25 protein-coding genes are annotated in these 24,964 nt (G+C 63.5%); 10 read left to right on the top strand and 15 right to left on the bottom strand.

What is annotated here, in order from left to right; genetic code table 11:
* Positions 1 to 64 precede the first annotated feature (64 nt).
* The 3 genes from ACVISU_RS11335 to ACVISU_RS11345 form a co-directional block, all read right to left on the bottom strand.
* Positions 65 to 1,171 (bottom strand): efflux RND transporter periplasmic adaptor subunit, encoded by a 1,107-nt coding sequence (locus tag ACVISU_RS11335; protein ID WP_050400661.1) that lies wholly within the window; start codon positions 1,169 to 1,171, stop codon positions 65 to 67.
* Between the two features lie 342 nt (positions 1,172 to 1,513).
* On the bottom strand, positions 1,514 to 2,839 hold the full coding sequence (locus tag ACVISU_RS11340) for an MFS transporter (protein WP_456707000.1): 1,326 nt from the start codon (positions 2,837 to 2,839) through the stop codon (positions 1,514 to 1,516).
* 160 nt (positions 2,840 to 2,999) lie between these two features.
* A complete protein-coding gene (locus ACVISU_RS11345; protein ID WP_050401712.1) occupies positions 3,000 to 4,163 on the bottom strand; it encodes a winged helix-turn-helix domain-containing protein in 1,164 nt (387 codons plus the stop codon).
* Between the two features lie 171 nt (positions 4,164 to 4,334).
* Here ACVISU_RS11345 and ACVISU_RS11350 point away from each other — a divergent pair, with 171 nt between their 5' ends.
* On the top strand, positions 4,335 to 4,967 hold the full coding sequence (locus ACVISU_RS11350; RefSeq protein ID WP_050401711.1) for an OmpA family protein: 633 nt from the start codon (positions 4,335 to 4,337) through the stop codon (positions 4,965 to 4,967).
* 67 nt (positions 4,968 to 5,034) lie between these two features.
* Here the strand turns inward: ACVISU_RS11350 and ACVISU_RS11355 are convergent, their stop codons facing one another.
* Entirely contained in the window at positions 5,035 to 6,339 is a 1,305-nt protein-coding gene (locus ACVISU_RS11355) for a phospholipid carrier-dependent glycosyltransferase (protein ID WP_456707001.1), read from the bottom strand.
* A 237-nt stretch (positions 6,340 to 6,576) separates the two neighbouring features.
* Here ACVISU_RS11355 and ACVISU_RS11360 point away from each other — a divergent pair, with 237 nt between their 5' ends.
* Entirely contained in the window at positions 6,577 to 7,284 is a 708-nt protein-coding gene (locus ACVISU_RS11360) for a FecR family protein (protein WP_050401709.1), read from the top strand.
* A gap of 47 nt (positions 7,285 to 7,331) precedes the next feature.
* On the top strand, positions 7,332 to 8,450 hold the full coding sequence (locus tag ACVISU_RS11365; protein WP_456710804.1) for a hypothetical protein: 1,119 nt from the start codon (positions 7,332 to 7,334) through the stop codon (positions 8,448 to 8,450).
* 65 nt (positions 8,451 to 8,515) lie between these two features.
* Here the strand turns inward: ACVISU_RS11365 and ACVISU_RS11370 are convergent, their stop codons facing one another.
* The 3 genes from ACVISU_RS11370 to ACVISU_RS11380 all read right to left on the bottom strand — a co-directional run bounded on the left by ACVISU_RS11370 (position 8,516) and on the right by ACVISU_RS11380 (position 11,114).
* Positions 8,516 to 8,842, bottom strand: a complete 327-nt coding sequence (locus tag ACVISU_RS11370; protein ID WP_456707002.1) for a hypothetical protein — start codon at positions 8,840 to 8,842, stop codon at positions 8,516 to 8,518.
* Positions 8,843 to 8,907: 65 nt separating this feature from the next.
* On the bottom strand, positions 8,908 to 9,231 hold the full coding sequence (locus ACVISU_RS11375) for a hypothetical protein (RefSeq protein ID WP_050401706.1): 324 nt from the start codon (positions 9,229 to 9,231) through the stop codon (positions 8,908 to 8,910).
* Positions 9,232 to 9,344: 113 nt separating this feature from the next.
* Positions 9,345 to 11,114, bottom strand: coding sequence for a glycosyltransferase family 39 protein (locus ACVISU_RS11380; RefSeq protein WP_456710805.1), 1,770 nt, complete (start codon positions 11,112 to 11,114; stop codon positions 9,345 to 9,347).
* Between the two features lie 474 nt (positions 11,115 to 11,588).
* Between ACVISU_RS11380 and ACVISU_RS11385 the strand changes: the two genes are divergently transcribed.
* Both ACVISU_RS11385 and ACVISU_RS11390 read left to right on the top strand, forming a co-directional pair.
* On the top strand, positions 11,589 to 12,260 hold the full coding sequence (locus ACVISU_RS11385) for a response regulator (protein WP_050401724.1): 672 nt from the start codon (positions 11,589 to 11,591) through the stop codon (positions 12,258 to 12,260).
* Positions 12,260 to 13,705 (top strand): sensor histidine kinase, encoded by a 1,446-nt coding sequence (locus ACVISU_RS11390; RefSeq protein ID WP_456710806.1) that lies wholly within the window; start codon positions 12,260 to 12,262, stop codon positions 13,703 to 13,705. The genes ACVISU_RS11385 and ACVISU_RS11390 overlap by 1 nt, the downstream gene beginning before the upstream one ends.
* Before the next feature lie 29 nt (positions 13,706 to 13,734).
* Here ACVISU_RS11390 and ACVISU_RS11395 read toward each other — a convergent pair whose 3' ends face one another.
* Complete coding sequence (locus ACVISU_RS11395) at positions 13,735 to 14,157, bottom strand: VOC family protein (RefSeq protein WP_050401722.1); 423 nt, start codon at positions 14,155 to 14,157, stop codon at positions 13,735 to 13,737.
* A gap of 116 nt (positions 14,158 to 14,273) precedes the next feature.
* On the bottom strand, positions 14,274 to 15,290 hold the full coding sequence (locus ACVISU_RS11400; protein ID WP_456707003.1) for an alpha/beta hydrolase: 1,017 nt from the start codon (positions 15,288 to 15,290) through the stop codon (positions 14,274 to 14,276).
* Positions 15,291 to 15,505: 215 nt separating this feature from the next.
* Between ACVISU_RS11400 and ACVISU_RS11405 the strand changes: the two genes are divergently transcribed.
* Entirely contained in the window at positions 15,506 to 17,032 is a 1,527-nt protein-coding gene (locus tag ACVISU_RS11405) for an amidohydrolase family protein (protein WP_456707004.1), read from the top strand.
* Positions 17,033 to 17,152: 120 nt separating this feature from the next.
* Here ACVISU_RS11405 and ACVISU_RS11410 read toward each other — a convergent pair whose 3' ends face one another.
* Positions 17,153 to 17,890, bottom strand: a complete 738-nt coding sequence (locus ACVISU_RS11410) for an enoyl-CoA hydratase/isomerase family protein (RefSeq protein WP_050401703.1) — start codon at positions 17,888 to 17,890, stop codon at positions 17,153 to 17,155.
* Between the two features lie 154 nt (positions 17,891 to 18,044).
* The gene (locus ACVISU_RS11415; protein ID WP_456707005.1) at positions 18,045 to 18,566 is read right to left on the bottom strand and encodes a cupin domain-containing protein; all 522 of its coding nucleotides are present in this window, start codon (positions 18,564 to 18,566) and stop codon (positions 18,045 to 18,047) included.
* Positions 18,567 to 18,713: 147 nt separating this feature from the next.
* On the opposite strand from ACVISU_RS11415, the gene ACVISU_RS11420 reads away from it, so the two are divergent.
* Entirely contained in the window at positions 18,714 to 18,917 is a 204-nt protein-coding gene (locus ACVISU_RS11420; RefSeq protein WP_456707006.1) for a CsbD family protein, read from the top strand.
* Positions 18,918 to 18,973: 56 nt separating this feature from the next.
* Here ACVISU_RS11420 and ACVISU_RS11425 read toward each other — a convergent pair whose 3' ends face one another.
* The 3 genes from ACVISU_RS11425 to ggt are packed head-to-tail and all read right to left on the bottom strand — an operon-like array spanning position 18,974 to position 22,108.
* Entirely contained in the window at positions 18,974 to 19,981 is a 1,008-nt protein-coding gene (locus tag ACVISU_RS11425) for a D-2-hydroxyacid dehydrogenase family protein (protein WP_456707007.1), read from the bottom strand.
* A gap of 46 nt (positions 19,982 to 20,027) precedes the next feature.
* Positions 20,028 to 20,486: an FKBP-type peptidyl-prolyl cis-trans isomerase gene (locus ACVISU_RS11430; protein ID WP_083992030.1), complete on the bottom strand. Its 459-nt coding sequence runs from the start codon at positions 20,484 to 20,486 to the stop codon at positions 20,028 to 20,030.
* A 35-nt stretch (positions 20,487 to 20,521) separates the two neighbouring features.
* Positions 20,522 to 22,108 (bottom strand): gamma-glutamyltransferase, encoded by a 1,587-nt coding sequence (ggt, locus tag ACVISU_RS11435; protein WP_456707008.1) that lies wholly within the window; start codon positions 22,106 to 22,108, stop codon positions 20,522 to 20,524.
* 171 nt (positions 22,109 to 22,279) lie between these two features.
* On the opposite strand from ggt, the gene trhO reads away from it, so the two are divergent.
* Positions 22,280 to 23,032 (top strand): oxygen-dependent tRNA uridine(34) hydroxylase TrhO, encoded by a 753-nt coding sequence (trhO, locus tag ACVISU_RS11440; RefSeq protein ID WP_050401698.1) that lies wholly within the window; start codon positions 22,280 to 22,282, stop codon positions 23,030 to 23,032.
* Positions 23,025 to 23,240, top strand: coding sequence for a SlyX family protein (locus tag ACVISU_RS11445; RefSeq protein ID WP_050401697.1), 216 nt, complete (start codon positions 23,025 to 23,027; stop codon positions 23,238 to 23,240). Before trhO ends, ACVISU_RS11445 begins: the two co-directional genes overlap by 8 nt.
* Positions 23,241 to 23,266: 26 nt before the next feature.
* Here ACVISU_RS11445 and ACVISU_RS11450 read toward each other — a convergent pair whose 3' ends face one another.
* The gene (locus tag ACVISU_RS11450) at positions 23,267 to 24,154 is read right to left on the bottom strand and encodes a LysR family transcriptional regulator (RefSeq protein ID WP_244521973.1); all 888 of its coding nucleotides are present in this window, start codon (positions 24,152 to 24,154) and stop codon (positions 23,267 to 23,269) included.
* A 396-nt stretch (positions 24,155 to 24,550) separates the two neighbouring features.
* On the opposite strand from ACVISU_RS11450, the gene ACVISU_RS11455 reads away from it, so the two are divergent.
* Positions 24,551 to 24,964: a TadE/TadG family type IV pilus assembly protein gene (locus ACVISU_RS11455; protein WP_456707009.1), complete on the top strand. Its 414-nt coding sequence runs from the start codon at positions 24,551 to 24,553 to the stop codon at positions 24,962 to 24,964.

Raw genomic sequence — 24,964 nt, forward strand, 5'->3', positions numbered from 1 at the left:
CAATCCACACTTGTTTTGCGGCGAGATGGATTGCTTCGCTTCGCTCGCAATGACGGACGGTTAATCAGAACGACAGCGACGACACGACCCGGACCTTCTGGCTCGGATCGAGTTTCTGCACGCCGAGGGCGACCACCTTGGCGCCATCGTCGACGCCGCCGGAGATGACGACGTTGTTGCTCTCATAGGCCTTCACCTTGACCGGCTTCAACGCGATGTCGCCCTTGTCGTCGACGATGTAGAGCGAGGGATCGCCGCCCTGGCTGTACAGCGCCGACAGCGGCAGTTTCGCCACGCGCTCGGTCGCCTTGTCGGCCAGGGTCAGCGTTGCGGTCATGCCGAGCGAGACGGCCTCGTCGGCGTCGGGCAGCGAGAATTTTGCGAGATAGGTGCGGGTGGCGGGATCGGCCTGCGGCGCAACCTCGCGCAGCTTCGCGGCATAGGTCTTCTTGGCATCCGACCACAGCGTCACCGTGGCAACGCCCGACCTGGCACGAGCAAGAAGCGTCTCGGGGATCGCGACGACAGCTTCCTTCTCGCCAAGTCGGGCGACACGGATCGAGGCCTGGCCCGCGGCAACCACCTGGCCGGGCTCGATCATGGTCGCTGTGACGACACCCCTCGTGTCGGCCACCAGCGTTGCATAAGAGAGCGAATTCCTGGTCAGTTCGACCGAGCGCTCGGCGCGGTTCAGCCGCGCGCGCGCCTCGTCGCCGGCCGCCTTGGCGGAATCGAGCGCCGCGTCGGTGGTCCAGCCCTTGGCCTTCAGATCCTTGGCGCGCTGCTCGGCAGCCGCGGCCTGCGCCAGCACGCCGGTGGCGGCGCGGAACTCGGCCTCGGCCTGCTCGGCCTGCAGCTTCAGATCGACCTCGTCGAGGGTGGCCAAGGGCTGGTCGACGTCGACTGTCTGTCCGACCTCGACCAGCCGCTTGGCCACCTTGCCGGCGACCCGAAAGCCCATATCGGCTTCGATACGGGGCCTGATGGTGCCGACAAAGCTGCGCTCAGGTGTTTCGGCTTCGTAATGGACGGTCGCCACCAGAACGGGGCGTCCGGGATCGGCGTTTTCGGCTGCTTTTTCATTGCAGCCGGTCAGCGCGAATACCGCGAAAGCCAGCGTTGCTCCGGTCAAGAGCCTGTAATAGCTCGACAAAACGGAACGAACGAACATCTGAAATCTCCATCAGGCTGACGATTGATGAAGAGTATCGATTTATCACTGATGAATGTCAATATTCGTCAATAGTAACCAATTCGTGAGAACGGCTGCATTTGGGGGAGCTGGCGAGCGGAATTCGAGATGCGTAGTCCGGATGAAGGCAACGGGTCGCGCGAATGCGCGCCCGTGGCTTCGCGCAATCTGGGACTGTGCATGGGGTTGTTTTTGATTTTTTTTCTAGGGCGTAGCCGTAGCCCGGATGAAGCGCAGCGAAATCCGGGGCTCATGCCAGTGGCGAGAGCGTCCCGGATCAAGCTTCGCTTCATCCGGGCTACGCAGCTGTCACGACGCCAGCTACTTCGCGCCCGCGAACTCGGTCTTGGTTTCGTGGCTGCCGAGGAACACCAGGAGGCCGGCCGCGAGCGGCAGCAGCGACAGCACCAAAAGGCCGGTCGACGTGCTGCCGGTCGCCTCCTTCACCCAGCCGATCAGATAGGGCCCGCCGAAACCGGCGAGGTTGCCGATCGAGTTGATCAGCGCGATCGCGCCGGCGGCGGCAGTGCCTGACAGCCAGGCGGTCGGCAGCGTCCAGAACACCGCGAAGGTGCAGAACACGCCGATCGCGGCAACGGTCAGCACGACCATCGTCGTGGTCGGATCGGTGATGTAGCTCGAGACCGCGAGCGCCAGCGCCGTGAGCAGAAGCGGCGCGCCGACATGAAACACGCGCTCCCGCGTGGCGTCGGAACGGCGCGCCCACAGGATCATCGCGACGGTGCCGACGGCATAGGGGATCGCGGTGACGAAGCCGGTCTGCGCGTTGGTCAGACCGAACGCCTTGACGATCTGCGGCAGCCAGAACTGCATGCCGTAGAGCGAGGCGACGAAGCCGAAATAAATCGCGCTGAGCGCCAGCACTTTCGGCGAAGACAGCGCCTCGAACAGCGTGAAGTGCTTGGCCGCCTGCTTGGCCGCGACCTCGGCATCGAGCCTCGCCTTCAGCCACGCCTTCTGCTCGGCCGAGAGCCAATCGGCCTTCTCCGGCCGGTCGGTGAGATAGAACCAGGTGACGATGCCGAGCAGCACCGAGGGGATGCCCTCGATGATGAACAGCCACTGCCAGCCCTTCAGCCCCATGACACCGTCGAGCCCGAGCAGAAGGCCCGAAATAGGCGCGCCGATCGCCGTCGAGACCGGAACGGCGATCGCGAAGGCGGCGAGGAAGCGCGCGCGATACTCGGCCGGATACCAGTAGGTGAGATAGAGAATGATGCCGGGGAAGAAGCCGGCCTCGGCAACGCCGAGGAAGAAGCGCAGCGCGTAGAAGCTGTGCTCGTCATAGACCGCCGCCATCAGGGCCGAGAGGATGCCCCAGCTCACCATGATGCGGGCGATCCACTTGCTGGCGCCGAACTTCTCGAGCGCCAGGTTGCTCGGCACCTCGAAGATGAAATAGCCGATGAAGAAGATGCCGGCGCCAAACGAGAACACAAGCGGCGAGAACTTCAGCTCCGTGTTCATGGTGAGCGCGGCGAAGCTGAGATTGACGCGGTCGAGATAGGAGAAGAAATAGGCCAGGATCAGGAACGGGATCAGCCGCCAGGAAATCGCGCGGATCGTGGACGTCTCGATCTCGCTGCGGGCGCCGCGCTCGGGCGCAACGGTTGCGATCTGGCTCATCAGTTCCCCCCAAAGCTATTGCTTGCCTCGAGGATTATTGGGTGGCCCCGCATAGGGCAATGGTAAAAACTCACAGCGCACAGCACAAACCGGAGCCGGGGCGTTCTCCATTCGTCATTGCGAGCCAACGGGTCGCAATGACCAATGGAGAAAGCCAATCCTACTCCGCCAGTTGGAAGCGTTCGAAGCGGTCGAGCTCCTCCTCGATCCTGCGCTTCAGCTCCTTGCGCCCCGCCTGCTTCTTGCGGTTGCCGACCCAGCTCCATTTCTGCATCAGCAGCTTCCGTTTCTGCCGGTCGGTCTTCAGGTCGATGGCGGCAACGATATCGTCACCGACCAGCACCGGCAACGCGAAATAGCCGAACTGGCGCTTCTCCTTCGGCACATAGGCCTCGAACCGATGGCCGTAGCCGAAAAACAGCTCGGTGCGCTTGCGCTGGATGACCAGGGGGTCGAACGGCGACAGGATATGAACCAAAGCTGGATCGCCCTCACCGGTCTCCTCCAGCACCTCGGGCCGCGCCCAATGCTCCTGCTTGCCGGCGCCATCGAGCGCGATCCGCACCAGCTCCTTGCGGCGCACCCTCGCCTCGATCAGGCCGCGCACCGCCTTCTTGCTCGGCGCGTCGAGATGGCAGATCGAGTCCAGGCTGACGATACCCTGCGAGCGCAGCGCGCGGTCGAGCAGATAGGCTGTTCTGGCCGAGGCCGGTGCGGGCTTCGGCGGCCTGTCCCAGCCGAAATGCCGGGTCATCAGCTCGTAGGTTTTCAGCATGCCGGCGCGCTCGCTGATCGTGACCACACCGCCATAGAAGGCGAGTTGCAGCGCCCGCTTGGAAGGTTTGCGGCTCTGCCAGAGATGCTCCTTCTCGGTCAGCACATCGTCGTCGATATCGCGGATGGTCAGCGGACCGGCCCGCAGCAGCCGCATGATCTTGCGCGTATCCGATGGCGTCACCGACGAGAACCATTTATGGCCCTCGCGCTTGTGCGCCCTCATCGCCGGCAGGAAGATGTTGATGTCCTTGGACGGCACGTAGGACAGCGCGTGCGTCCAGTACTCGAACACGCTCTTGTCCTGGCTCTGCGCCTGCTTGAGGTCGGCGCGGCGATAGTCCGGAATCCGGGTGAACAGGATGTGGTGGTGGCAGCGCTCGATCACGTTGATGGTGTCGATCTGGACGTAGCCGAGATGATCGACGGCGGCCGCCACGGCTGATGCCCCGTCCCCGAACGGTGCCGTTGTATCGAGCCGTTGCGCACGCAGCCAGATATGGCGGGCGGCGGTATTGGCCAGGGAAAAGGGTTCGGCGGCGCGGGGCATTGCCCGAGCAATGTAGTGAGATTCGCACGGCTGTGGAGGGTATGGGGTTCCACCCAGGTCCCAAATCATCCGTGATCTGGATCACATTCCGGATTTTGAACCCGTCCTAGGTTCCCGGCATCAAAACGATAGCAGCCGGATTGGCTGGCCCGACATTTAAGGACGAAAACCATGACCCGCTCGTTTTCCCTGTCTCTCTTGACGATCGGCGCTGCGCTGTCGATGACGGCGGGCGTCGCACTGGCCGGCAGCGACACCGTTCCGGCCGCCCAGATCCTCAATGCGTTGAAGCCGAAGTCAGCCACCCGCGGCCTCTCCGCCGGCACACAGGTCGACCCGGCCGCCTCGGCCAAGGAAGCAAGCTTCCTCAACACCGTTCGCAACCGGCAGACCCGCTCGCTGTCGCTGGGCGAACGCCAGGAGATCGCCGACATCGCCGCCAACAAGCCGAAGATCGATCTGGAGATCCACTTCGACTACAACTCGGCCGAGATCGCCAAGGGCTCGACCCAGGCGGTGCAGGAACTCGGCAAGGCGCTCTCGGATGCCAGCATGAAGGGCTCGACCTTCGTCGTCGCCGGCCACACCGATGCGATCGGCAGCGAGGCCTATAACCAGGATCTTTCCGAGCGCCGCGCCGACACCATCAAAACCTATCTGGTCGAGCATTACGGTCTGAACGGCTCCGATCTCGTGACCGTCGGCTACGGCAAGACCCGGCCGAAGGACCCGAACGCGCCGATGGACCCGACCAACCGCCGCGTGCAGGTCGTCAATATGGATACCAAGACAGCGCAGCAGTAACCTCCCGTGGCCTGGAGCTTCGGTTCCGATCGCAACAAAATCGAGGCTCCGCCTTTTTCAGAGAGATTCAAATCCAGTTCTGGAACAGCATCAGCCGATTGAAGGTCGCCATCGACGTCCCGACGGCGGCAACCGTGATCGGCAGCATCGCGATGAAGCCCGCGCATCCGACCGCCACGAAGGTCCACAACAGCCAGCGCGGCGCACCCTGCCGCGTCAAGGCGTAGACCAGCACGAAGCTCGCGGTGGTCGCGGGCGGCAGGTAGTAATAAATGAAGCCGAGCGTGCGCGGCAGCAGCGCCCAGGCGAGATACGGGCCGAGATAGAACGCCAGCACGAGAAACGCCTCGCGGCTGCGGGTCACGATCCAGTCGCGCAGCGCGATGATCAGCGCGATCAGCGCCGGCCACAATACCAGCGGATTGCCGAGAAACACGATCGCGGCGAAGGCGTCATCGCCGGTCTTCTCGAACAGGTACCAGACCGGACGCACCAGGAACGGCCAGGACGGCCATGCGCTCATATAGGTGTGGCCGGCGATCGCGGTCGTGGTGTTGTCGGCAAAGATGCGGCGCTGCGCCTCGATGAGATCGGTCAAGGAGAAGCCGTACAGCGGCACGAAGCTCGCGAGATAGATGGCCGACGGGAGCAGCACGAAACAGCCGATGAAGTGGGGAAGACGGAAGTCCGGCCACAGGTCCGGCCGATACCAGTCCTCCGCATTGGCGTCGGCAAAGCGCGCGCGCCAGCCCTGCATCAGACGGATCACCGCGACGATCGCGATGCAGGTCGCGAGCACGAACAGCCCGCTCCATTTGCAGGCACAGGCAAACCCGGCGAAACCCCCTGACAGTGCGAAGGCAAGTCGCGGCCGCTTCTGTCCGAAGCCGTGGATGAAGGCCGCGATCGCGAACAGACAGAAGGCGAGCGCGAAAATATCCAGCATCGCGATCCGCGATTGCACGAACAGCATCTGGTTGCAGAAGGCGAGCAGCACGGCCGCGACGGCACGTTCCTGCGAGGCGAACAGCGCAAGCGCGCCGAGATAGACGGCGACCAGCGCGAGCGCGCCGAACAGCGCCGCGGGATAGCGCCATCCGAGCGGCTCATCACCGAATGCCTTGATCGACAGCGCGATGATCTCCTTGGCGAGCGGCGGATGCATCGGGTTGAGGATCGGCCCCTCGATCACCGGCAACAGCATCTGGTGCGCTGCCGGCACGTAATGCACCTCATCGAAATAGAGCTTGTTGGGTGTGGTGATCCCGAGCAGCAGAACGACATGGGCGACGATGAAGATGATGGCCGCGACGATCGCCGTGCATGTGGCGGGACGCCGCAGAACAGAAGGAGATTTCGATGCGATGATCAAGGGACGAGCACCCTGCGAGGGGAGCCGGTGTGAGCGAAGTGTGAGCTACGACGGCCGCGAGTGTGATGTGTGTGACGAGTGTGATCAGATCTCACGTTGATGTCCGCAGCCGCGCGCATTCTTGAATCCATCGCCCCCAACCATCTGGCGCAACTCAACACGGCTTGTGACAATTATACAATATCAGCTGCGTCCGCGATCCGGTACGATGAGAAGGTAGGTCGATCGGTATTGCAAATGAATTCGCGCCACAGCTTTTTCTCCGTGCTTGCACTCGGTCTCGCGATCGCACTGACGGCTCATCCCGTTCGGGCGCAAACGCGCGTCGGCGAAGCGGCGATGGTGAAGAACGAGGTCGTCCGCGTCGCCGCCGCGACCACACCGATCAATGTCGGCGACGCACTACTGCGCGACGAGACGGTGCGCACCGGCCTCGAGAGCGCAGCGCGGCTGGTGATGGCCGACAGCACCAACCTGTCGCTCGGACCGAATGCTTCGCTCAAGCTCGATCGCACCGTGTTCGACGACGAGCATCATTATCGCGATGTTGCTATCCGCCTGACCTCGGGAGCGTTCCGCTTCGTCACCGGCCATTCGGAGAAGGCCGCTTACACGATCACCACGCCGCTTGCGACCATCGGCGTTCGCGGCACGGTGCTCGACATCCTGTCGCAACGCGGCAAGACCACCGTGGTGTTGCAGGAAGGCGCATCGACGGTGTGCACGTCAAATCGGCAATGCATCGACCTGACGCAGCCCGGCGACACCGCGATCATCACCTCGAGCGGCGGCCGCACCACGATCCAGAAGACCAACAACCCGCCCTGGACCTTCGCCGCGACCTGCACCCAGGCCGCAGGCCTGTGCACCGTCACCCAGTTCGCAGACGCGTCACCGCTGACGCCGCCGGTCGACGACCCGACCGGCATGTTGTGCGGGCGGTGAGCATGCTGCGGCATATTCATCATTTGGTCCTGTCGGCGGCGCTGACAATGGCGCTGTCGCTCGCGATGCTCCATGCACTGGCTGCGCCCGCCGAGGCGCAGTCTCCGACGCCGAACTGCACTCCGAATCCCGATAGCAACCTGTCGAACTGCACATCGAGCCCGACCCCGACGCCGACACCGACACCCACTGCCACACCGTCGCCAACGCCGACGCCGACCCCAACGCCCACGCCGACACCAACGCCCAGCCCATCGCCGACGCCGATCACCGGCGCGCCGTCGAGTGGCAGTTCGATCAACAACCTCGCCGACCAGCGCTTCAACCAGATGATCACCAACCGCGTGCTCGGATCGGTGCTGCTCGGCGTCAACGAGCAGGTCAATTGCGACGACTGCATCAGCGCGTTCGGCTCGGCCGGCTCGTTCTCGGCCGGCATCCACGGCCGCAAGACCATCACGCCGAATTTGTCGCTGCTCGCCGGCATCGCCTACACCCAATATGGCGAAGGCGGCTACAACGTCACCAGCGCGCCGATCGGCGCCTTCGCGCTGCGCTACGACTTCGTCGACTGGGGCTCGTCGCGCCCGTTCTTCGACATCGGCACCATTCTCTCGCCGTCGGAGAAAGTGCGCTACACCCGCAGCTACGCGACCAGCCTCGGCCCGGTGTCGGTCACCGGCGAGACCTCGAGCGAGAATTACGGCGTGTACGGGCGCGCGGGCTGGATCAGCCGGCTCTCGGCGCGCGACGAGGTCGCGGCTTCGATCGAGGTCTGGCAGCTGTGGCAGCGGGTCAAGGGCTACAGTGATCCTGCCGTTGCCTTCAATCCGTTCGACGCCACCATCGCCGACGGCACCGATCGCACCAGCCTGGTCAAGATCGGCGGCCAATGGACACATCTGTTCGGATCGAACATCGAAACCAACATCAATGGCGGCTGGGTGCAATCCTTCGCCACCCGTTCCGGCATCGTCGCCACCGTTACCGGCGACGGCACCATCGTGCCGACGATCGGCAACCAGGGCTGGTTCGAGTATGGCGGCCGCGTCGGCTTCCGCATCACCAAGGGCTGGATCGCCGACCTGTTCGTGAACGGCACCGCCGGGCCGCAACCGGTCGGCAACACGCTTCACGGCGGCGTGGGCTTGCGGATCAGTTATTAGGACGGGGCCGCCGCTGGTCCGGACCCGTACCGTCGAGCAACCGGATCAGCGACACCGACCTACGTTCAATCGTGGTCCCAATAGCCGTCCGAGTAGCCTTCCCGGTACCCCGATCGATAGCCATAGTAACCGCCCGGATATTCGTCGCCGTATTCGTAGACGTGACGATGGTAGTGCACGACGGGGGGCGGCGAATAATAGTCCCTCTCGTAGACATAGGCCGGAGCCGCACCGGCAGCCATGGTGGAGCCCAACAGGGCGCCGAGGGCCAGGCCGCCGACGATCCCGACGGCAACCGCATCTCCCCGCCGGCCGCGTGCCGTGGCTTCGCTCGACGCAAGACATCCCACAGCGACCACCGCCATGGCGGCAAAAGCCGCTACTCGTTTCATTGACGCATATCCTATTCGCGTTCGATAACCGCGCCCGCCCCTCGGCAGCGATCGACAAAGCCCCTCTAGAACGTGACGAGCTCCTTGAGCTCGCTCCTGACGTATCGCGGCACTACACGTCGGGCCACGAAATCATTCCAATCCTTGAACTTCGACTTTGCTCTCGCCTCCGTGATCGCAGTGACGCCGCGCACGCTGAGGTGCGGAAGCTTCACCAGTTCGCTGACAGGCGCGGTGTTGAGGTTGATCTTGTCGGCGCGACTGATCGGCGCGCGTGTTGCGGGGGCCTGGTGAGTTGAGCCGGTCATCGATGGAGATGTCTGCGCGACCGCGGTGGCGCCGATGATGCCGCAAACGCCGAGGCTGATGCAAACCAACCTGATAAGCATGGACCGCTATCCTTCGTGATATGACGCCCTTGACCCCGCCGCAGATAAAGCGGCGGCCGATTACCGCAAGATTACGCGCGCGATCGGCACGGCCGCGTTGCGGATGAGCTTGATCAGCGCATCAAGACGAAGAGCTTTGCTGCTCCATGATGCACCAGCATGTTGGCTCCCGGATCGTTCGTCTGCGGCGCATTTCCCGGCGGCTGATTTTCCGGCAGCGCGACATCCGGCTCAGCGCGGGGCGGCGAATCCGCTTGCGGAGAGACATGTCCTCCGCCCTGATCGGCATCGTTGACGAGACTTGACGGCGCATCGGCCGGCTCACGACGGGGCGCGACCAGGAAAGCAACGAGGTTCCGCTTGACGCCCGGAATTCCAAACAGGCTCGATTGAACGGAAAATTCGCGTTTGACATAATCTCCGGCGTGGGCCGCCATTCGCCCGGTCCATTCAAGGCAATCGTCCTGGTCGTCAAAGCAGAGCGCCGCCCAGCCGCGCTCCGGTGTTACCTCGCGTGGCAATGCCAATGAATATTGGTAGGCGAAAGGGTCGCCATAATGCGGGTGATCGGAGCTGTAGAAGGCCACCGCGACCCCAAGGCTATCGTTGCCGCCGGCGATCGACAGCGGCGTACCCATCTGCTCGTGCCACAGCCGGGTGAGTTTGTCTGCAGCCTGGTGATAGACGTTTCGCCCTTCATCGTAGCCGTAGCTGTTGCGGTAGAGCGCATGGGCCGGGGCTGCCAGCACGGTGGCGACGATTGCTATTCCGGCAACCAGCAGCGCGGCATTGACCGTATAGAACCGCTCGATCGGGTAACGCGTGCTGCACACGACGGGCACAACAAGCAGGAACAATCCCTGAAGCGCCCAGAGCGACGGCAAGTCGGTGCCGAGCAAGATGGACGTGATGAAAGGAAGAGCGATCGTGCCGATCGCGACATGGCCGAGCAGCTTCAGGTTGGGATTTGCCGCCGCGAGATCCCGGGGAAGGCGCTTGATGCGATACCCTGTTATCATCATCCACGTTACGGCCGAGACACTCGTCGCCGCAGCAAGACCCAACAGGAAATTGACGGCATCCCGCAGCGACGAAGGGAAACCGGCGCCCACATGCGTCGCGGCATAGTGGACGGGTTCCGCGCCCGTCGTGGCCAGCCAGTGCAGATGCGGAGACAGCGCAATCAGCCCGACAGCTGTGGAGATCCAGGGCGAGCTGGACGCGAAATAGGCTCGTCGCAAGGGATGGATGATTGCCGCCAACGCGAAGCTGGCGATCAGAAAGATGGAATAGTACTTGCCCAGCATTGCAAGCGCTGCCGCGACACCCGCGGCAATCGCCCAGAGCGGCGCCCTCGTTTCAAAGGCACGCAGGAAGCAGTAGGTTGCAAGCGGCCAGACCGCGAGCAACACGGCGTTGGCGTTGAAGCGCTGCGCGTGAAACTGGTATGCCGGGGTCAGCATCAACAGGAACAGCACGATCAGGCGCTTGTGCCCGGTCACAAACCTTCTTGCGATGCGATCGACGAACCACAGGGCCAACGCCGCATTCGTCATCGCCATCAGCTGCAGCGACCAGTCGGAGAGTGGAAAGACCAAGGTCCACGCGCCGGTCGTCCACCCCATCAATGGCGGGTGCTTGGGATAGCCCCATGCGAAGTGCCTCCCATAGGTCCAGGTCTCCAGCAGGTCCGGATGCAGACCGGCGCCGTGATAGGCGACTGACAGATACACCGTCCAGATGCCGACGAAGCAAACCAGCAGCAACGGCACCGACCATCCCGCCTCGACTCCATCCAGCCATCGATTGAACGGACGACGCCAAGACGCCGGGCTGCGATCCGACCGCTTGGCCATCGCTGAGAACGCAAAATCGACCGGCATATGTTCGGAAGCCTGGGGACGGAGATCGGAAAGCGCGATGCGAGCCGCGTTGTCCGACATGCTTTTCACAGCGACCATTACGATAGCCTGACGCAGGTCCGTTTCACGGCTCCGTCGACGTATCCTCGCAAGCGCCGACGCGCCGTCATTCGCCGGTCATGTTGATCGACGCCCCTGGCGCTGAAATCGCTGAGCGGGAATGCCATGCGAAAGCTCGCTCACGGTCATGACGCCGATCGGCTCCGAAGCGCTGGTGTGCGTGGCGTTCGCGCCGGTTACGGCGCGGCAGTAACGCCGGGGCTCATTGGCGGCTCGGCGATCGCCGCTGCCTTCGAGCACGGCTGATCGAACCACAAGGAAAAGGCCAATCACGTCAATGTATTCGCGTGGACACCGCAGTTTTCCTACCGGCCGTAATCTTATTGTAATCCGTCTGTAATGGTAGAAACAATGGCTTACAATTGGGAGAACGTGGTGCGAGTTCTGGTCGTGGAGGATGATCCTCAGCTTGGGCCATGGCTGCGGGATACGTTGGCCACGGCCTTCGGCGCATCCGACATGGTCACGACGCTCGAGGAGGGGCGCGCCGCAGTCGCCGTGCGTAGCTTCGAACTCGTGGTGATCGACCGTGGACTGCCGGATGGCGACGGTCTGGCGTTGCTGCGCGACCTGAAGCAGCAGAAGCCGAGCCCCGCGACGATCGTGCTGACGGCGCTCGATGACCCCCTTGATATTGCTCGCGCCCTCGACGACGGGGCGGACGACTACGTGGCCAAGCCATTCGAACCGATTGAGCTGATTGCGCGAGCCAAGGCGGTGCTGCGACGTCTGTTTCTGGATAGAGGGGCGATCGTGCGCATCGGCAATCTGAGCTACGACGTGCTCAATCGCGAAGTCTGCGTCGATCACGCCCCCATTGTTGTCCCGCGGCGTGAGCTGGCGATTCTGGAAGCGATGGTCCGGCGCATCGGGCGCGTCGTCCTGCGCGAGACCCTTGAAGTTGCCGCTTACAGCTTTGATGACGAGATTCAGTCAAACGCGATCGAGGCACACGTTTCGCGGCTGCGCCGGCGCCTCCGCGCGGCCAACTGCAAGGTCGTCATCAAACCGGTCCGTGGCCTCGGATATCTGTTGAGCGGCGAATGATGATCTTGAAGTGGCAAAGGCTCAAGCGCGTCCATCGCTCGATCGCGGTGCTGTCCGCGACGCTGATCGGCGCCGTGACGACCATCATGCTGCTCTGCGCGGCAGCGCTGCTGATCCGATTTGGCGGTGACGATGACGGCACCTGGGCCGCCGCCGACGTCGCCGATGCCTTGAAGGAAGCCGTCATCCGCAACGAGACCGGGCAACTGGCGCTCAAGCGGACCTCGAGACTGGACGAGATCATCCGCGAATTCCCGACATTCTGGTATGTCGTGTCCGACAAGAGTGGAGAGGTCAGCTACGGCCCGGTCCCGAAATGGCGTCCGCAAAAGACCCAGACATCGCGTGACGGGACGAGCTTCCTCGCCTACGCGTTTGACGGCGAAACCACCAATCTGAAGAAGATGTCGGCCGTCAGAAATACGCCGGTGGGTGAAGTGTGGATCGAGACCGGTGGCGTGGCCTATACGGCCGCGCAACTGACGACCGGAATGCTGACCGATGCGACGATCGTCGCGCTCCCCATCATCCTTGTGCTGGCGGCGACGGCGTTCACCGCGATGGTGTTCGTGCCGACGCTGATCGCGCGTCCGGTCCGCGCCGTTGCGGCGGCCGCTGAAATGATCGACGGAGTTTCGGATGGCCGCCGACTGCCGGAAGAAGATGCTCCGGCCGAGCTCTTGCCGCTCGTCGCGGCCTTCAACCGCGCGCTATCCCGAATAGACGTTGCTTCAAAAGCGCAGCGAAATTTCCTGTCGAATGCGGCACACGAGTTGCGTACGCCCTTGACCAATGCGCGCACCATCCTCGAGCAGGTCGAAGACGGTCCGCTGCGTGCCAGGCTGATCGCCGAGAACCAGAAGCTGTCGTCGATCGTCACCATGCTGCTCCAGCTGGCGCGCATCTCCGCGGAGCCTGCCGAGCTGATCGAAACGGACCTTGCGGCGCTTGCGCGCAGGGTTGCGGCCGAACACGTGCCGATGGCATTGAAGAACGGCAGCGATGTCGAGTTTACCGAGCCTCGTCACCCGGTCTGGGTGCGTGGCTCGGAAGCCGCGATCGCCGTCGCGCTCTCGAACCTGATCCGAAACGCCGTGACCCATGGCGGCGCGGGCGGCTCCGTCCTGATCGAAGTCGGAGCGCCAGCGCGGTTGAGCGTCATTGACCACGGATCGGGACTGCAACTCGGTCAGCCCGAATTGCTGCTGGAGCCTTTCAAGCGCGGAAGCACCCGCGCGGAAGGAACGGGACTGGGGCTTTCGATCGTGTCCCAGGTGATGACCACACACGGTGGCACCGTTGCCCTCTGCGAGACGCCCGGCGGCGGCACCACGGTCGAACTGAACTTTCCGGTCCCTGGCTGCCGGCAAGGCGACCTGCCTCCAGCCAGAAATGCCGTCCAAGCCATGACCGAAGTCCGGCCGGACGGCATTTCCATCGCCTGAAGTGCTGTCTCAACGCATCGTGCGGCGGCTCAGGCAGTGGCCGCGGCAGCCTGCGCCTTCGCAGCGGCCTCGAGGTCCATCCACATCACTTCCCAGATGTGCCCATCCGGATCCTCGAAGCTGCGGCCATACATGAAGCCGAAATCCTGCTTCGGCGACGGATCGGCCGTGCCGCCCGCCCCCTTCGCCTTGGTCACGTAGCCGTCGACGGCGTCGCGGTTGTCGGCGGAGAGGCAGACCAGCACTTCGCTCGTGGTCTTGGCGTCGGCGATTGTCTTCGACGTGAACTGCCTGAACTTGTCGTGAGTCAGCAGCATGACGAAGATGGTGTCGGAGATCACCATGCAGGACGCAGTCTCGTCGGAGAATTGCGGATTCCTGGTCGCGCCGATCGCCTCATAGAACGCGGTGGCATGGGCGAGATTGCTGACCGGCAGGTTGACGAAGATCATCTTGGGATTGGCCACGCGAAGAACTCCTGTTGGCGGGTTGTGCCCCGAGGACGAACCGAATAGCCGGATCCCGACATCGCCGCGCAGATTTTTATTGCGGCGTCCTGCCGCAGGCTTCAGGTCACGATCGGCGTTGGCATGGTCAGAAACGCCCGCGTCACATGCCAGAACAGCTCGCGATTGGTCGCCAGCGCGACCGAATGGGCGGTGCCGGGCAGGATGATGAACTGCCGGTCGCCATTCGGCAGCTTGTTGAAGAACTCCTCGAGATCGGGGACTGCTGCGATCCCGTCATATTCACCGCGGACCAGCAGCACCGGCGCCGGCACCTTCTCCGGATGCACCACCGGCAGATTGGCGGTCATGTCGAGATAGGTGCCGGTCGGGACCTGGTCGCCGAACTGCATCTCGACGTCGGCCAACGCTTCCATCACGGCGGGGTCGGATGTGCCCGGCCGGTCGCGGGTCGCGATCGAGCGGATCATGTCGCGGTCGCGTTTGCGCATGTTGTGGCTGCGATAATACGCCAGTTGCTCGGCGCGCTTCGCCAGTGTCGGCGAGCCCTCGCCCTTGTAGGTGAAGGCGGCGAACACCAGGCGATCGATCCGCTCGGGCGCGGCCATCGCGAAGGCGCCCGCGCGCAGCGCGCCGGAGGATTCTCCGACGAAGTGATATCTGGCCTGCCCGGTCTCGCGCGCGATCACCTCCACCGCCGCCTTCAGGTCCTCGACGCCGCTCGCGATATCGGCATTACCAGAGGTGCGGCCCGACTTGCCGTAGTTCTCGTGGTCCATGGTCCAGCAATCGAAGCCGTAGCGCGCAAAGACGTTGAGCAGCGAATACTCGCCCTTGCCGGGCACGGTGAGGTCGAATGCCCTCGATGTCACCGACGAGCCGTGGACGAAGAACACCACGGGCCGCGCCGGCTCGCCCGGTTTGGGCGCGCCGATCCGCTTGCGAAACATCCACAGCGGAATGTCAGCCTTCTTCGCCCAGTATTCGTTGCTCCATATTTCTCCCTCGGCTGGAACTGCGTTCGCGGCCTGCGCCGGTGCTGCGCCGAGCACACCGGCTGCCGTCGCAACGCCGATGCCGGTGATGATGGTGCGCCGCGAATGATCTGCTGGCATCATGGTTCGCTCCCTTCCGGATTTCTTCGTCCGACCCGGTGCGATCGAGCATAGCAGCGCGCAGGACCGGTTGTGCGAAGCCGGCATGTCGCGGCCACAGCTGCGACGCACGATTTTGTGAACACGGTTTCAGGCAATCGGCGCGGACGACGGACGGACTTGGTCCTAGTCTCCGCCGCGGTCCGACCGGAAAAATCCGGCGAGAGCGGGAGCGAAGAATGAGCAGCAATCTCACCGACGAAGAACTTGCCGCCTTGATGCCCTCCGAACTGTGCCAGTACCAGACGCCGATCCCGACCCAGCTCGTCTCCAGCGACGAATTCTATCCCGACCCGCAGAACGAACGTCAGCGCGAGGTCGAGGCACGCCTGCTGGCGATGGCCGACGATCTCGGCGGCAAGCAGGGCCTCGATCGCCGAAAATTCTTCCAGACCGCGGCCGGCATGGCCGCCTCGTTCGTCGCAATGAACCAGGTCTACGGAAATCTGTTCGACGTCACGCCGGCGGAAGCCGCAACGCCGGCAATGGCGCAAGAACGCGCCAACGGCCTGAAAGACCAGTTCATCATGGATATGCACACGCATTTCCTGCGCGACGACACCCGCATCATGGGTTTTGTGGAAATGCGCAAGGCGGTCGGCAAAGCCGGCTGGAACAAGGAGCTCAACGATCACGAGCAGACCATCGAGGATCTGAAGTTCAACAACTACAAGAAGGAGATGTTTCTCGATTCCGACACCAAGATCGCGCTGATCTCCTCGGCGCCGTCGGACATCGAGCAGGACTGGTTCCTGACCAACGAGCAGATGGCGGCCGCGCGCAAGCAGATCAACGACGAGGCCGGCTCGCGCCGCGTGTTCTGTCACGCGATCTTCACGCCGGGCCAGCCGGGCTGGCTCGACAAGCTCGACGCCGCGTTGGCGCTCGGGCCGGAGTCCTGCAAGGGCTACACGATCGGCGACAACACCCACAAGGAAATCAGCCGCTACCCCTGGCGGCTGGATGACGAGAAGGTCGCCTACAAGGGCTATGAGAAGATGGTCAAGGCGGGCATCAAGAATGTCTGCGTCCACAAGGGACTGTTTCCGCCCGGTATCGAGAAGCAATATCCGAACCTGCGCGGCTTCGCCGACGTTGCCGATGTCGGCCAGGCGGCCAAGGACTGGCCGCAGCTCAACTTCGTGATCTACCACTCGGCCTACCGCCATGTCGGCGGCGATCCCAAGGTCGCGCTGGCCGAATTCGAACGCACCGGCCGCATCGCCTGGACTTCCGACCTCGCCGACATCCCGGCGCAGTACGGCGTCAGCAACGTCTACGGCGACGTCGGGCAACTGTTCGCGACCACGCTGGTCGCCGAACCCAATGTCTGCGCCGCGCTGATGGGCACCCTGATCAAGGGCCTCGGCGTCGACCACGTCTGCTGGGGCACCGACGCGTTGTGGACCGGCGCGCCGCAATGGCAGATCGAGGGCCTGCGGCGGCTGGAGATCCCCGAGATGATGCAGAAGAAATTCGGCTACGCGCCGCTCGGGCCTGCCGACGGACCGGTCAAGACGGCGATCTTCGGCGACAACAATGCCCGCCTCTACAACATCCAGCCGAAGCGCGCGATGCTCGACATCAAGGGCGACCGCTTCGCAATGATGAAGGCGCAGTATGAGAAGGCGGGCGTCGAGCCGTCGAACACGCGCTACGGCTATGTGGTGCCGACCGGCGCGATCGATCACCGGGTGTTTGCGTAGGGTCTCACCACCTGCCATTCCGGGGCGACGCGCAGCGTCGAGCCCGGAATCCATTTCGCCGCAGGCCGTGTGGTGGAATGGATTCCGGGCTCTCGCTTCGCGAGCCCTGGAATGGCTGCGTCACTTCCCCGTAAACCTCGGCTTGCGCTTCTCGCTGAAGGCCTTTACGCCCTCCTTGAGATCCTCGCTGTCCTTGACTTCATCGAGCAACCGCCGCACGTCGGCCACGGTTTCCAACGGTCCCTTCGGCATCGCTTCGCGGGCGAGCTTCTTCAACGCGCGAACCACCAGCGGTGCATTGCCGGCGATCTTCGCGGCCATCTCCTGCGCCAGCGCGAGGTGCTGACCCTTCGGTGCGACCTTGTTGACGAAGCCGATCTGGAAGGCGCGCTCCGCCGACATTTCCTCGCCGACCAGCAGAAACTCCATCGCGATCTTGTGCGGCATCCGCGCCATCACCGACGAGACACCGCCCGCGGTGGTGCCGATCTTTCCCTCCGGGTAGATGAAGCGCGTTGTCTCGGACGCGACGCACAGATCGGCCATCTGCACCAGAACGAAGGCGCCGCCCACGACCCAGCCAGAGGTCGCTGCTATCACCGGCTTGTCGAGCTCGACGCCGAGGCCGGGCACCGCGTGCCACATGTTGACGGGAAGGTCGGCCACGTCGGCGCCGACCGAGAAATACTTCTCCTCCGCGGAGGCAAGTACCGCGACGCGATCCTCGCTGTCGCGGAAGCGCAGCCAGGCATCACGCAACTCCGTGCACAACGCGTTGTTGAGCGCATTGTGCTTCTCGCTTCGGTTCATCGTGATGGTCGCGACGTGGTCGGCGCTCTCGTAGCGAACGAGCGTCATGCTGACCTCCTCCCTGCATTGTCATTCCGGGCCGACGCGCAGCGTCGAACCCGGAGTCCATTCATCCGTCAACGCTGCGGCTCGATAGATTCCGGGCTCTCACTTCGCGAGCCCTCAGGTGCGCAATTGCGCACCGGGGAATGACGAGACTCCATCATTTCTTCTCGTCGGGATGCCGGTGCACCGGATCGACCCAGAGCACGTTCTCCGGCTTCTCGACCGGCTCGATATCGAGATTGATCGCGACCGCCTCGCCGTCGGAGCGCACCAGCACGCATTCAAGCACCTCGTCGGGACTGGCGTTGATCTCCTGATGCGGCACATAAGGCGGCACGAAGATGAAATCGCCGGGACCAGCTTCGGCGGTGAATTGCAGCTTCTCGCCCCAACGCATCCGCGCCTTGCCCTTCACGACATAGATGATGCTTTCGAGATGACCGTGATGATGCGCGCCGGTCTTGGCGTCCGGCTTGATGCTGACGGTGCCTGCCCACAATTTCTGCGCGCCGACCCGGGCGAAGTTAATCGCGGCCTTGCGGTCCATGCCGGCGGTCGACGGCACGTTCGGATCGAGCTGGTTACCCGGAATCACCCGGACGCCGTCGTGCTTCCAGCGCTCGTCGTCGTGATGATGATCATGGTCGTGGGAATGGGTGTGATCGTGGGAACCGCTCATCGTACTTGCTTTCGTTGGTCGAGTTTGCGTGCGTGGAACGCTACCGAAAAGCATGCGCGCAGGCGAGCGGAAAATCGGAACGTTGCCAAATCGGAACATCGCCATGTGCCGGCGCGTTGCCTCAGCATATTCCGAAGGAGTAATTTCATGAGTGGCACAACCGACAAGATCAAGGGCACCGCCAACGAGGCGATCGGCAGGTTCAAGCGGCATCTTGGCAAGGTCACCGGCTCTCCAGCGATGCAGGGCAGAGGCGCGATTCTGCAGGCCAAGGGCAAGGGACAGAAGGCACTCGGCGGCTTCAAGAGGATCGTCGGCAGGGTGACCGCAGCGGCTCGCTGGCCTCGCTGAACGAAAGATGACGTGGCCGCCCATCGAGCCGGCCGCTCGATCATGAGCGATGCCGGTCAGCCGCGCGGACGCGGATGTGCCAGCACATCCGGATGTGCCAGCACATCCGGATTGACAACATTGGTCGGCGTACCGACCACGTAAGCCAAAATCTGATCGAAGATATCGGTGAACTGGATCTCGTATTCGTCGCGCGAGACGTAGCCGAGATGCGGCGTGCAGACCACATTGTCCATGTTGAGCAACGGGTCCGTGGTGTCGCGCAGCGGCTCCTTCTCGTAGACGTCGATCGCGGCCATGCCGGGCCGGCCGGCGTTGAGCGCGTTGACCAGCGCGCCCGGCTCGATCAGCGGCGCACGGCTGGTATTGACGATCAGCGCGGTCGGCTTCATCCGCGCGAGATCCTCCGCCTTGACGATGCCGCGCGTCGCGTCGACTAGCCGCATATGCAGCGACAGCACGTCGCAGCGCGCAAAGAAGTCCGCCTTGCTAGCGGCGGTCTCGTAGCCGTCAGCGCGTGCCTTCGCCAGCGCCGGCTCGCGCGCCCAGACCAGCACGTTCATGCCGAACGCCCTGCCGTAGCCCGCGACCACGGCGCCGATACGGCCGTAGCCGTAGATGCCGAGCGTCTTGCCGCGCAACGTATGGCCGACGCCGATCTGCCATTTGCCCGCCTTCAACGCCGCCATCTGTTGCGGGATCGCGCGCATCGCGGCGAGGATCAGGCCCCAGGTGAACTCGGCGGTGGCGTAGGACGGCGTATCCGCGTGCTGACTCGACGACACGATGATCCCGAGCCGCGTGCAGGCATCGATGTCGATATGCGGATAGACGCTGCGCTGGCTGATCAGCTTCAACTTCGGCAGCCGTTCCAGCAGCGGGGTGCGGATCTGGGTGCGCTCGCGGATCAGCACCAGCGCCTCGGTGTCGCGCAGCCGTTCGGCGAGCGCATCGACGTCCTGGACATGGTCATTCCAGATCGTGACGTCGTAGCCGTCGAGCTTGCGGAAGCAATCGAGGGTGCGCAGCGTGTCGAAATAATCGTCGAGGATCGAGATCTTCATCGCTGCGCCCCTCTTGTCGTGGGCCGACTAACTGACGGCCAGTGGCTTACTTTACACCCAGCAGCTCGACATCGAACATCAGCGTGGCGTTCGGCGGGATCACGCCGCCGGCGCCGCGCGCGCCATAGCCGAGGTTCGGCGGGATGATCAGCGTGCGCTTGCCGCCGACCTTCATGGTGGCGACGCCCTCGTCCCACCCCTTGATCACGCGACCCTGGCCGATCGGAAACTCGAACGGCTCATTGCGGTCGACGGAGGAGTCGAATTTCTTGCCCTTCTGGCCGTTCTCGTAGAGCCAGCCGGTGTAGTGCATGACGCAGGTCTGGCCGGTCTTCGGCGAGGCGCCGGTGCCGACCTGGCTGTCGATGATCTGGAGGCCTGAAGCTGTGGTCATGGGCTTTCCTGCAGTTTGAGCCATTGCCGTCTCGCCGGCAACGGACGTGGAGACTGCCGCCGCAAGGCCGGCAAACGCAGTCTTGATGATCGCTCGTCGTGAAGATTGCATCCTGGACGTCCTTCCCTGATTGATATCGATCGCGATCAGTAGCCGAGCGCGCAGCCGTCCTTGCGCGGATCGGAGCCGCCGGTCAGCGTGCCCTTGTCCCAATCGATCCAGATCCCCTGCCCGCCGCCGAGCGGCGCGACCACGCTGGTGGTCTTGTGGCCGATCTTCTTCAGGCCCTCGACGATCTCCGCCGGCACGGAGTCCTCGAGCTGGTAGACGCCCTCGTAATGCAGGCCGCGCGGCATGTCGATCGCTTCCTGGATATCGCAACCATAGTCGAGCATGTTGGTCAGCAGGTGAGTCTGGCCGACCGGCTGATACTGCCCGCCCATCACGCCATACGGCATCACGGCACGGCCGTTCCGGGTGGCCAGCGCCGGGATGATGGTGTGCAGCGGGCGCTTGCCCGGCGCGATGCAGTTCGGATGGCCGGGCTGGATGCGGAAGCCGCCGGCGCGGTTCTGCAGCAATACGCCGGTCTTGTTGGAGACGATCGCCGAGCCGAACGAGTGCGCGATCGAGTTGATGAAGGAGCAGACGTTGCGGTCCTTGTCGACCACCGTGATGTAGACGGTCGAGGGGTTCATCGGCGGGGCGACGTTCGGCAGTTCGAGCAGCCGGTCCATCCGGATGTTCCTGATGTGCTCGTCGGCGAACTCCTTGGAGAGGATGCCGGCGACGTCGACATGGGCGTGCTGGGGATCGGCGATATGCTGCTCGCGCATCATATAGGCGATGCGCGCCGCCTCGGCCTCGAGGTGGAAGCGCTCGACGCTGAGCGGCTTGAACTTGGTCAGGTCGAAGCGCGAGAGGATGTTGAGCATCACCAGCATGGTGATGCCGGGGCCGTTCGGCGGGCACTGCCAGACGTCGTAGCCCTTGTACATCGTGCCGATCGGCGCAGTCGTCTCGGTCGAGTGCGCGGCAAAGTCCTCCAGCGTGTGCAGGCCGCCGATGCCGCGCAGCGTGTCGACCATGTCGGCGGCGATCTCGCCGCTATAGAAGGCATCGCGGCCCTTTTGCGCGATGGCGCGCAGCGTCTTGCCGAGCTCGGGCTGGCGGATCACGTCGCCGGCAACCGCAGGCTTGCCGTGCGGCAGCAGATAGCGCTCGGTGTTGGTGCCATTCTTCAGCTTCTCGAAACCGTTCTTCCAGTCGAAGGCGATGCGCGGCGCGACCACGTAACCCTCTTCGGCGGCCCTGATTGCCGGCTGCAGCAGCCGGTCGAAGCCGAACTTGCCGTGATCCCGGAGGATCACGTCCCAGGCATCGACCGCGCCGGGGACGCTGACGGCATGCGCCGAGGTGAGCGGCACCGAATGGATATTGCGTTCGAGATACCACTCGGCGGTGGCTGCCATCGGCGCCCGGCCGCTGCCGTTATATGCCGTGATCTTGCCCTCGCCCTTCGGCTGGATCAGCGCGAAGCAGTCGCCGCCTATGCCGGTCGATTGTGGCTCGATGACGCCGAGCAGCGCGCAGGCCGCAACCGCAGCGTCGGCGGCCGTGCCGCCCTCGCGCATCACCTCGATGGCGACCAGGGCTGCCTCCGGATGCGACGTCGCGACCATCGCGTTCTGGGCGTGGACCGTGGAACGGCCGGCGAAGTGGAAATTCCTCATAACGGAGAGCTCGCTTGATCGTGATGGTCTGATGCTGCTGCGTGCGTGGACGCGACGTACATGGCATATTCATCCCCGGCAGGGCAATGCATGGTATGCCAGAGGAATTATCCCGATAATGCATGGCTTTGCGGGGTTTCGCCGATCTGCCCGGCCTGATAAACCCCGGCCATGCCCCTCAAGGTCGCCGCCTTCTACCAGTTCGCCGCACTGCCCGACTTCCGCGCATTGCGCGAGCCACTGCGCACGCTCTGCGCCAACCTTGATCTCAAGGGCAGCGTGCTGCTCGCGCATGAGGGCATCAACGGCACCATCGCCGGCAGCGACGAAGCCGTCGATGGCTTCGTCGCTGAGCTCAGGCACGGATCGCTGTTCGGCGGCCGCCTCGACAATCTCGAGCTGAAATTCTCCGAAGCCGCGCAGATGCCGTTTCAGCGGCTCAAGGTGCGGCTGAAGAAGGAGATCGTGACGCTCGGCGACACCACGGTCGATCCGACGCGGCAGGTCGGGACCTATGTCGACGCCGCGGACTGGAACGAACTCATCGCCTCGCCCGACATCATGGTGCTCGACACCCGCAACGCGTTCGAGGTCGCGATGGGCAGTTTCGAAGGCGCGGTCGATCCCAAGATCGCGAGCTTCGGGCAATTCAAGGAATTTGCCGCACGGCAGCTCGATCCCGCGAAGCACCGCCGGATTGCGATGTTCTGCACCGGCGGCATCCGCTGCGAGAAGGCCAGCGCCTATCTGCTCGCGCAAGGCTTCAGCGAGGTCTATCACCTCAAGGGCGGCATCCTGAAATATCTCGAGGAAACCCCGCGGCAGGATAGCCGCTGGCGCGGCGACTGCTTTGTGTTCGACGAACGGGTCGCGCTCGGTCACGGCCTGCGTGAACGTGGCCGCGAGGACGCCGTGCATGAATGACGCGGCAAAGCTGAGCGAGCGGATCGATGCGCTGGAGGTCCGCCTGACCTACCAGGACGAGGCCATCGAGACGCTGAACCAGACCATCACGGCGCAATGGAAGCAGATCGACGCACTGACGCGGCAGCTCGCCGAGCTGCGCGACCGGCTTCAGGAAGCCGAACGCCAGGCGCCGGGCCCCGCCAACGAGCGCCCACCGCACTACTGATCGGTGCCGCCCGGCGCGGCACCGGATTACATGTTGCTCACCTGGCGCATCGGCTTCGCGCCGCTGAAGAACAGGCTGGACAGGCGCTGCACCATCGCCGTCGCGCGGCTTCCCTCGAGGCCCGGGCGAACACACAGCAGGCGCTTCTGCATCGGAAGCTCCGGAAGATAGTAGTCCTTCGCCGAAATCAGCGAGGACGGGATCATCCGCTCGGGGCACGCCGTCAGGCCGTATCCGGCCCGTGCTGCGTCAAGTCGCAATTGGTAGTTCGGGCTCCTGAACACGATCTTGTAAGAGATGTTGTGCTTGGCGAGCGTCCGGATCATCCAGTCGTCACCCGGCCACGCCAGGATCGGAATCGGGGCGCCCGGCCGCAGCACAAAATCGCGTGATCGTACCCACACCGAGCGCTCGTCGGCCTCGGCGGCGATCGTCACTTCATCTTCGTTCTCCAGCGAAGGGTTGCTGTAGACGAAGGCGATGTCGATGTAGCCGTCGATCAATCCCCTGATGACGATCGGCGACATGTCGGCGTGAACCAGCACGTCAGCGAGTGCGTCGGCCGGATGCAACTTGAGGAACTCCTCGGCCAGCAAGGCGCTTATTCCGAGCCGCAACGGCTGCGGTCCTTCATGATTGCCGCCGAGCCGAAGCAGTTGATCGTTCGCTTCGAGGATTCGCCTTGCCTGCTGCACGGCAACCTTGCCGAGTTCGGTCGTGGTGGTGCCGTTGGCAGTCCTGACGAAGAGCGCCCCGCCGACCAGGCTCTGCAGTCGCTTCACCTGCGAACTGATCGCCGGCTGACTGAGGCCGAGGCGCTCGCCGGCCTTCGATAGACTTCCGGTCTCTGCGATCGCAACGACCGTGCGAACGATCTCCGTAGGAATATTCAAATGCTGACGTGGTCTGTGCATCGCGAGCCCTCCAGTTTCAGCACGGGGCGCAACTACGTTCTCCATTATGCGATTCAGCTATACTAACATTTGGTTGCACTTTCCTTTAGGTTCAATTCGCCGCGATAGTGCAATAACTGCTCGGTATATGTATTGTTACGTGCATTTCCGCGTAGTGCTACGGTATCAGACGACTGCATCTGCATACGCACGCAGCACTTCAACACCGTCAGACCCCGGGTTTCTGCGGACACCTCATCAAAGATTCTGATCGCCCCATAACGCATCGAGCACCCAATCAGTTTGAACGCTCCTATTCATCTGAATTGACGTCACTGATTCGCGGAAGCGTTTTCATAGTTTTCCTTAATCAAAGCCTCGCAACGTGGCGCCCTGGCCTGCGTTTCGAGGTGTGCAATGACCCGGTTCCTTCGCTGTCGAAGCGGCGCTTCTGCTGTTGAATTTGCGCTAATGCTGCCGCTGTTTCTCGCCTTCATTTTCGGCATCATCGTATTCGGTTCCTATCTCGCGATGGTGCATGGCGTCCAGCAACTCGCCGCCGAAGCGGCGCGGTCGTCGATCGCCGGAATGACCGACACCGAACGCAACAGCCTCGCGACGAACTACGTCACCGCCAACGCATCGACCTACCCGCTGCTGGTGGCCAGCAATCTCACCGTCAGTGCCGCGCCGTCCCCCGCGAATGCCAACGTCTACGTCGTGACGGTCAACTACAACGCGGCCGGCAACTTCATCTACAAGCTGCCTTTCGTCCCCGCTCCGGCGAGCACCATCGTCCGTTCCGCGGCGATTCAGTACGGGGGATTCTAG

Source organism: Bradyrhizobium sp. USDA 4452, from assembly GCF_054063575.1.

Coding starts and splice junctions, on each gene's coding strand:
- ACVISU_RS11335 (WP_050400661.1), bottom strand. CDS start 1,171: ATGTTCGTTCGTTCCGTTTTGTCGAGCTATTACAGGCTCTTGACCGGA.
- ACVISU_RS11340 (WP_456707000.1), bottom strand. CDS start 2,839: ATGAGCCAGATCGCAACCGTTGCGCCCGAGCGCGGCGCCCGCAGCGAG.
- ACVISU_RS11345 (WP_050401712.1), bottom strand. CDS start 4,163: ATGCCCCGCGCCGCCGAACCCTTTTCCCTGGCCAATACCGCCGCCCGC.
- ACVISU_RS11350 (WP_050401711.1), top strand. CDS start 4,335: ATGACCCGCTCGTTTTCCCTGTCTCTCTTGACGATCGGCGCTGCGCTG.
- ACVISU_RS11360 (WP_050401709.1), top strand. CDS start 6,577: ATGAATTCGCGCCACAGCTTTTTCTCCGTGCTTGCACTCGGTCTCGCG.
- ACVISU_RS11365 (WP_456710804.1), top strand. CDS start 7,332: ATGGCGCTGTCGCTCGCGATGCTCCATGCACTGGCTGCGCCCGCCGAG.
- ACVISU_RS11370 (WP_456707002.1), bottom strand. CDS start 8,842: ATGAAACGAGTAGCGGCTTTTGCCGCCATGGCGGTGGTCGCTGTGGGA.
- ACVISU_RS11375 (WP_050401706.1), bottom strand. CDS start 9,231: ATGCTTATCAGGTTGGTTTGCATCAGCCTCGGCGTTTGCGGCATCATC.
- ACVISU_RS11380 (WP_456710805.1), bottom strand. CDS start 11,114: ATGCCGGTCGATTTTGCGTTCTCAGCGATGGCCAAGCGGTCGGATCGC.
- ACVISU_RS11390 (WP_456710806.1), top strand. CDS start 12,260: ATGATCTTGAAGTGGCAAAGGCTCAAGCGCGTCCATCGCTCGATCGCG.
- ACVISU_RS11395 (WP_050401722.1), bottom strand. CDS start 14,157: ATGATCTTCGTCAACCTGCCGGTCAGCAATCTCGCCCATGCCACCGCG.
- ACVISU_RS11400 (WP_456707003.1), bottom strand. CDS start 15,290: ATGATGCCAGCAGATCATTCGCGGCGCACCATCATCACCGGCATCGGC.
- ACVISU_RS11405 (WP_456707004.1), top strand. CDS start 15,506: ATGAGCAGCAATCTCACCGACGAAGAACTTGCCGCCTTGATGCCCTCC.
- ACVISU_RS11410 (WP_050401703.1), bottom strand. CDS start 17,890: ATGACGCTCGTTCGCTACGAGAGCGCCGACCACGTCGCGACCATCACG.
- ACVISU_RS11415 (WP_456707005.1), bottom strand. CDS start 18,566: ATGAGCGGTTCCCACGATCACACCCATTCCCACGACCATGATCATCAT.
- ACVISU_RS11420 (WP_456707006.1), top strand. CDS start 18,714: ATGAGTGGCACAACCGACAAGATCAAGGGCACCGCCAACGAGGCGATC.
- ACVISU_RS11425 (WP_456707007.1), bottom strand. CDS start 19,981: ATGAAGATCTCGATCCTCGACGATTATTTCGACACGCTGCGCACCCTC.
- ACVISU_RS11430 (WP_083992030.1), bottom strand. CDS start 20,486: ATGCAATCTTCACGACGAGCGATCATCAAGACTGCGTTTGCCGGCCTT.
- ggt (WP_456707008.1), bottom strand. CDS start 22,108: ATGAGGAATTTCCACTTCGCCGGCCGTTCCACGGTCCACGCCCAGAAC.
- trhO (WP_050401698.1), top strand. CDS start 22,280: ATGCCCCTCAAGGTCGCCGCCTTCTACCAGTTCGCCGCACTGCCCGAC.
- ACVISU_RS11445 (WP_050401697.1), top strand. CDS start 23,025: ATGAATGACGCGGCAAAGCTGAGCGAGCGGATCGATGCGCTGGAGGTC.
- ACVISU_RS11450 (WP_244521973.1), bottom strand. CDS start 24,154: ATGCACAGACCACGTCAGCATTTGAATATTCCTACGGAGATCGTTCGC.
- ACVISU_RS11455 (WP_456707009.1), top strand. CDS start 24,551: ATGACCCGGTTCCTTCGCTGTCGAAGCGGCGCTTCTGCTGTTGAATTT.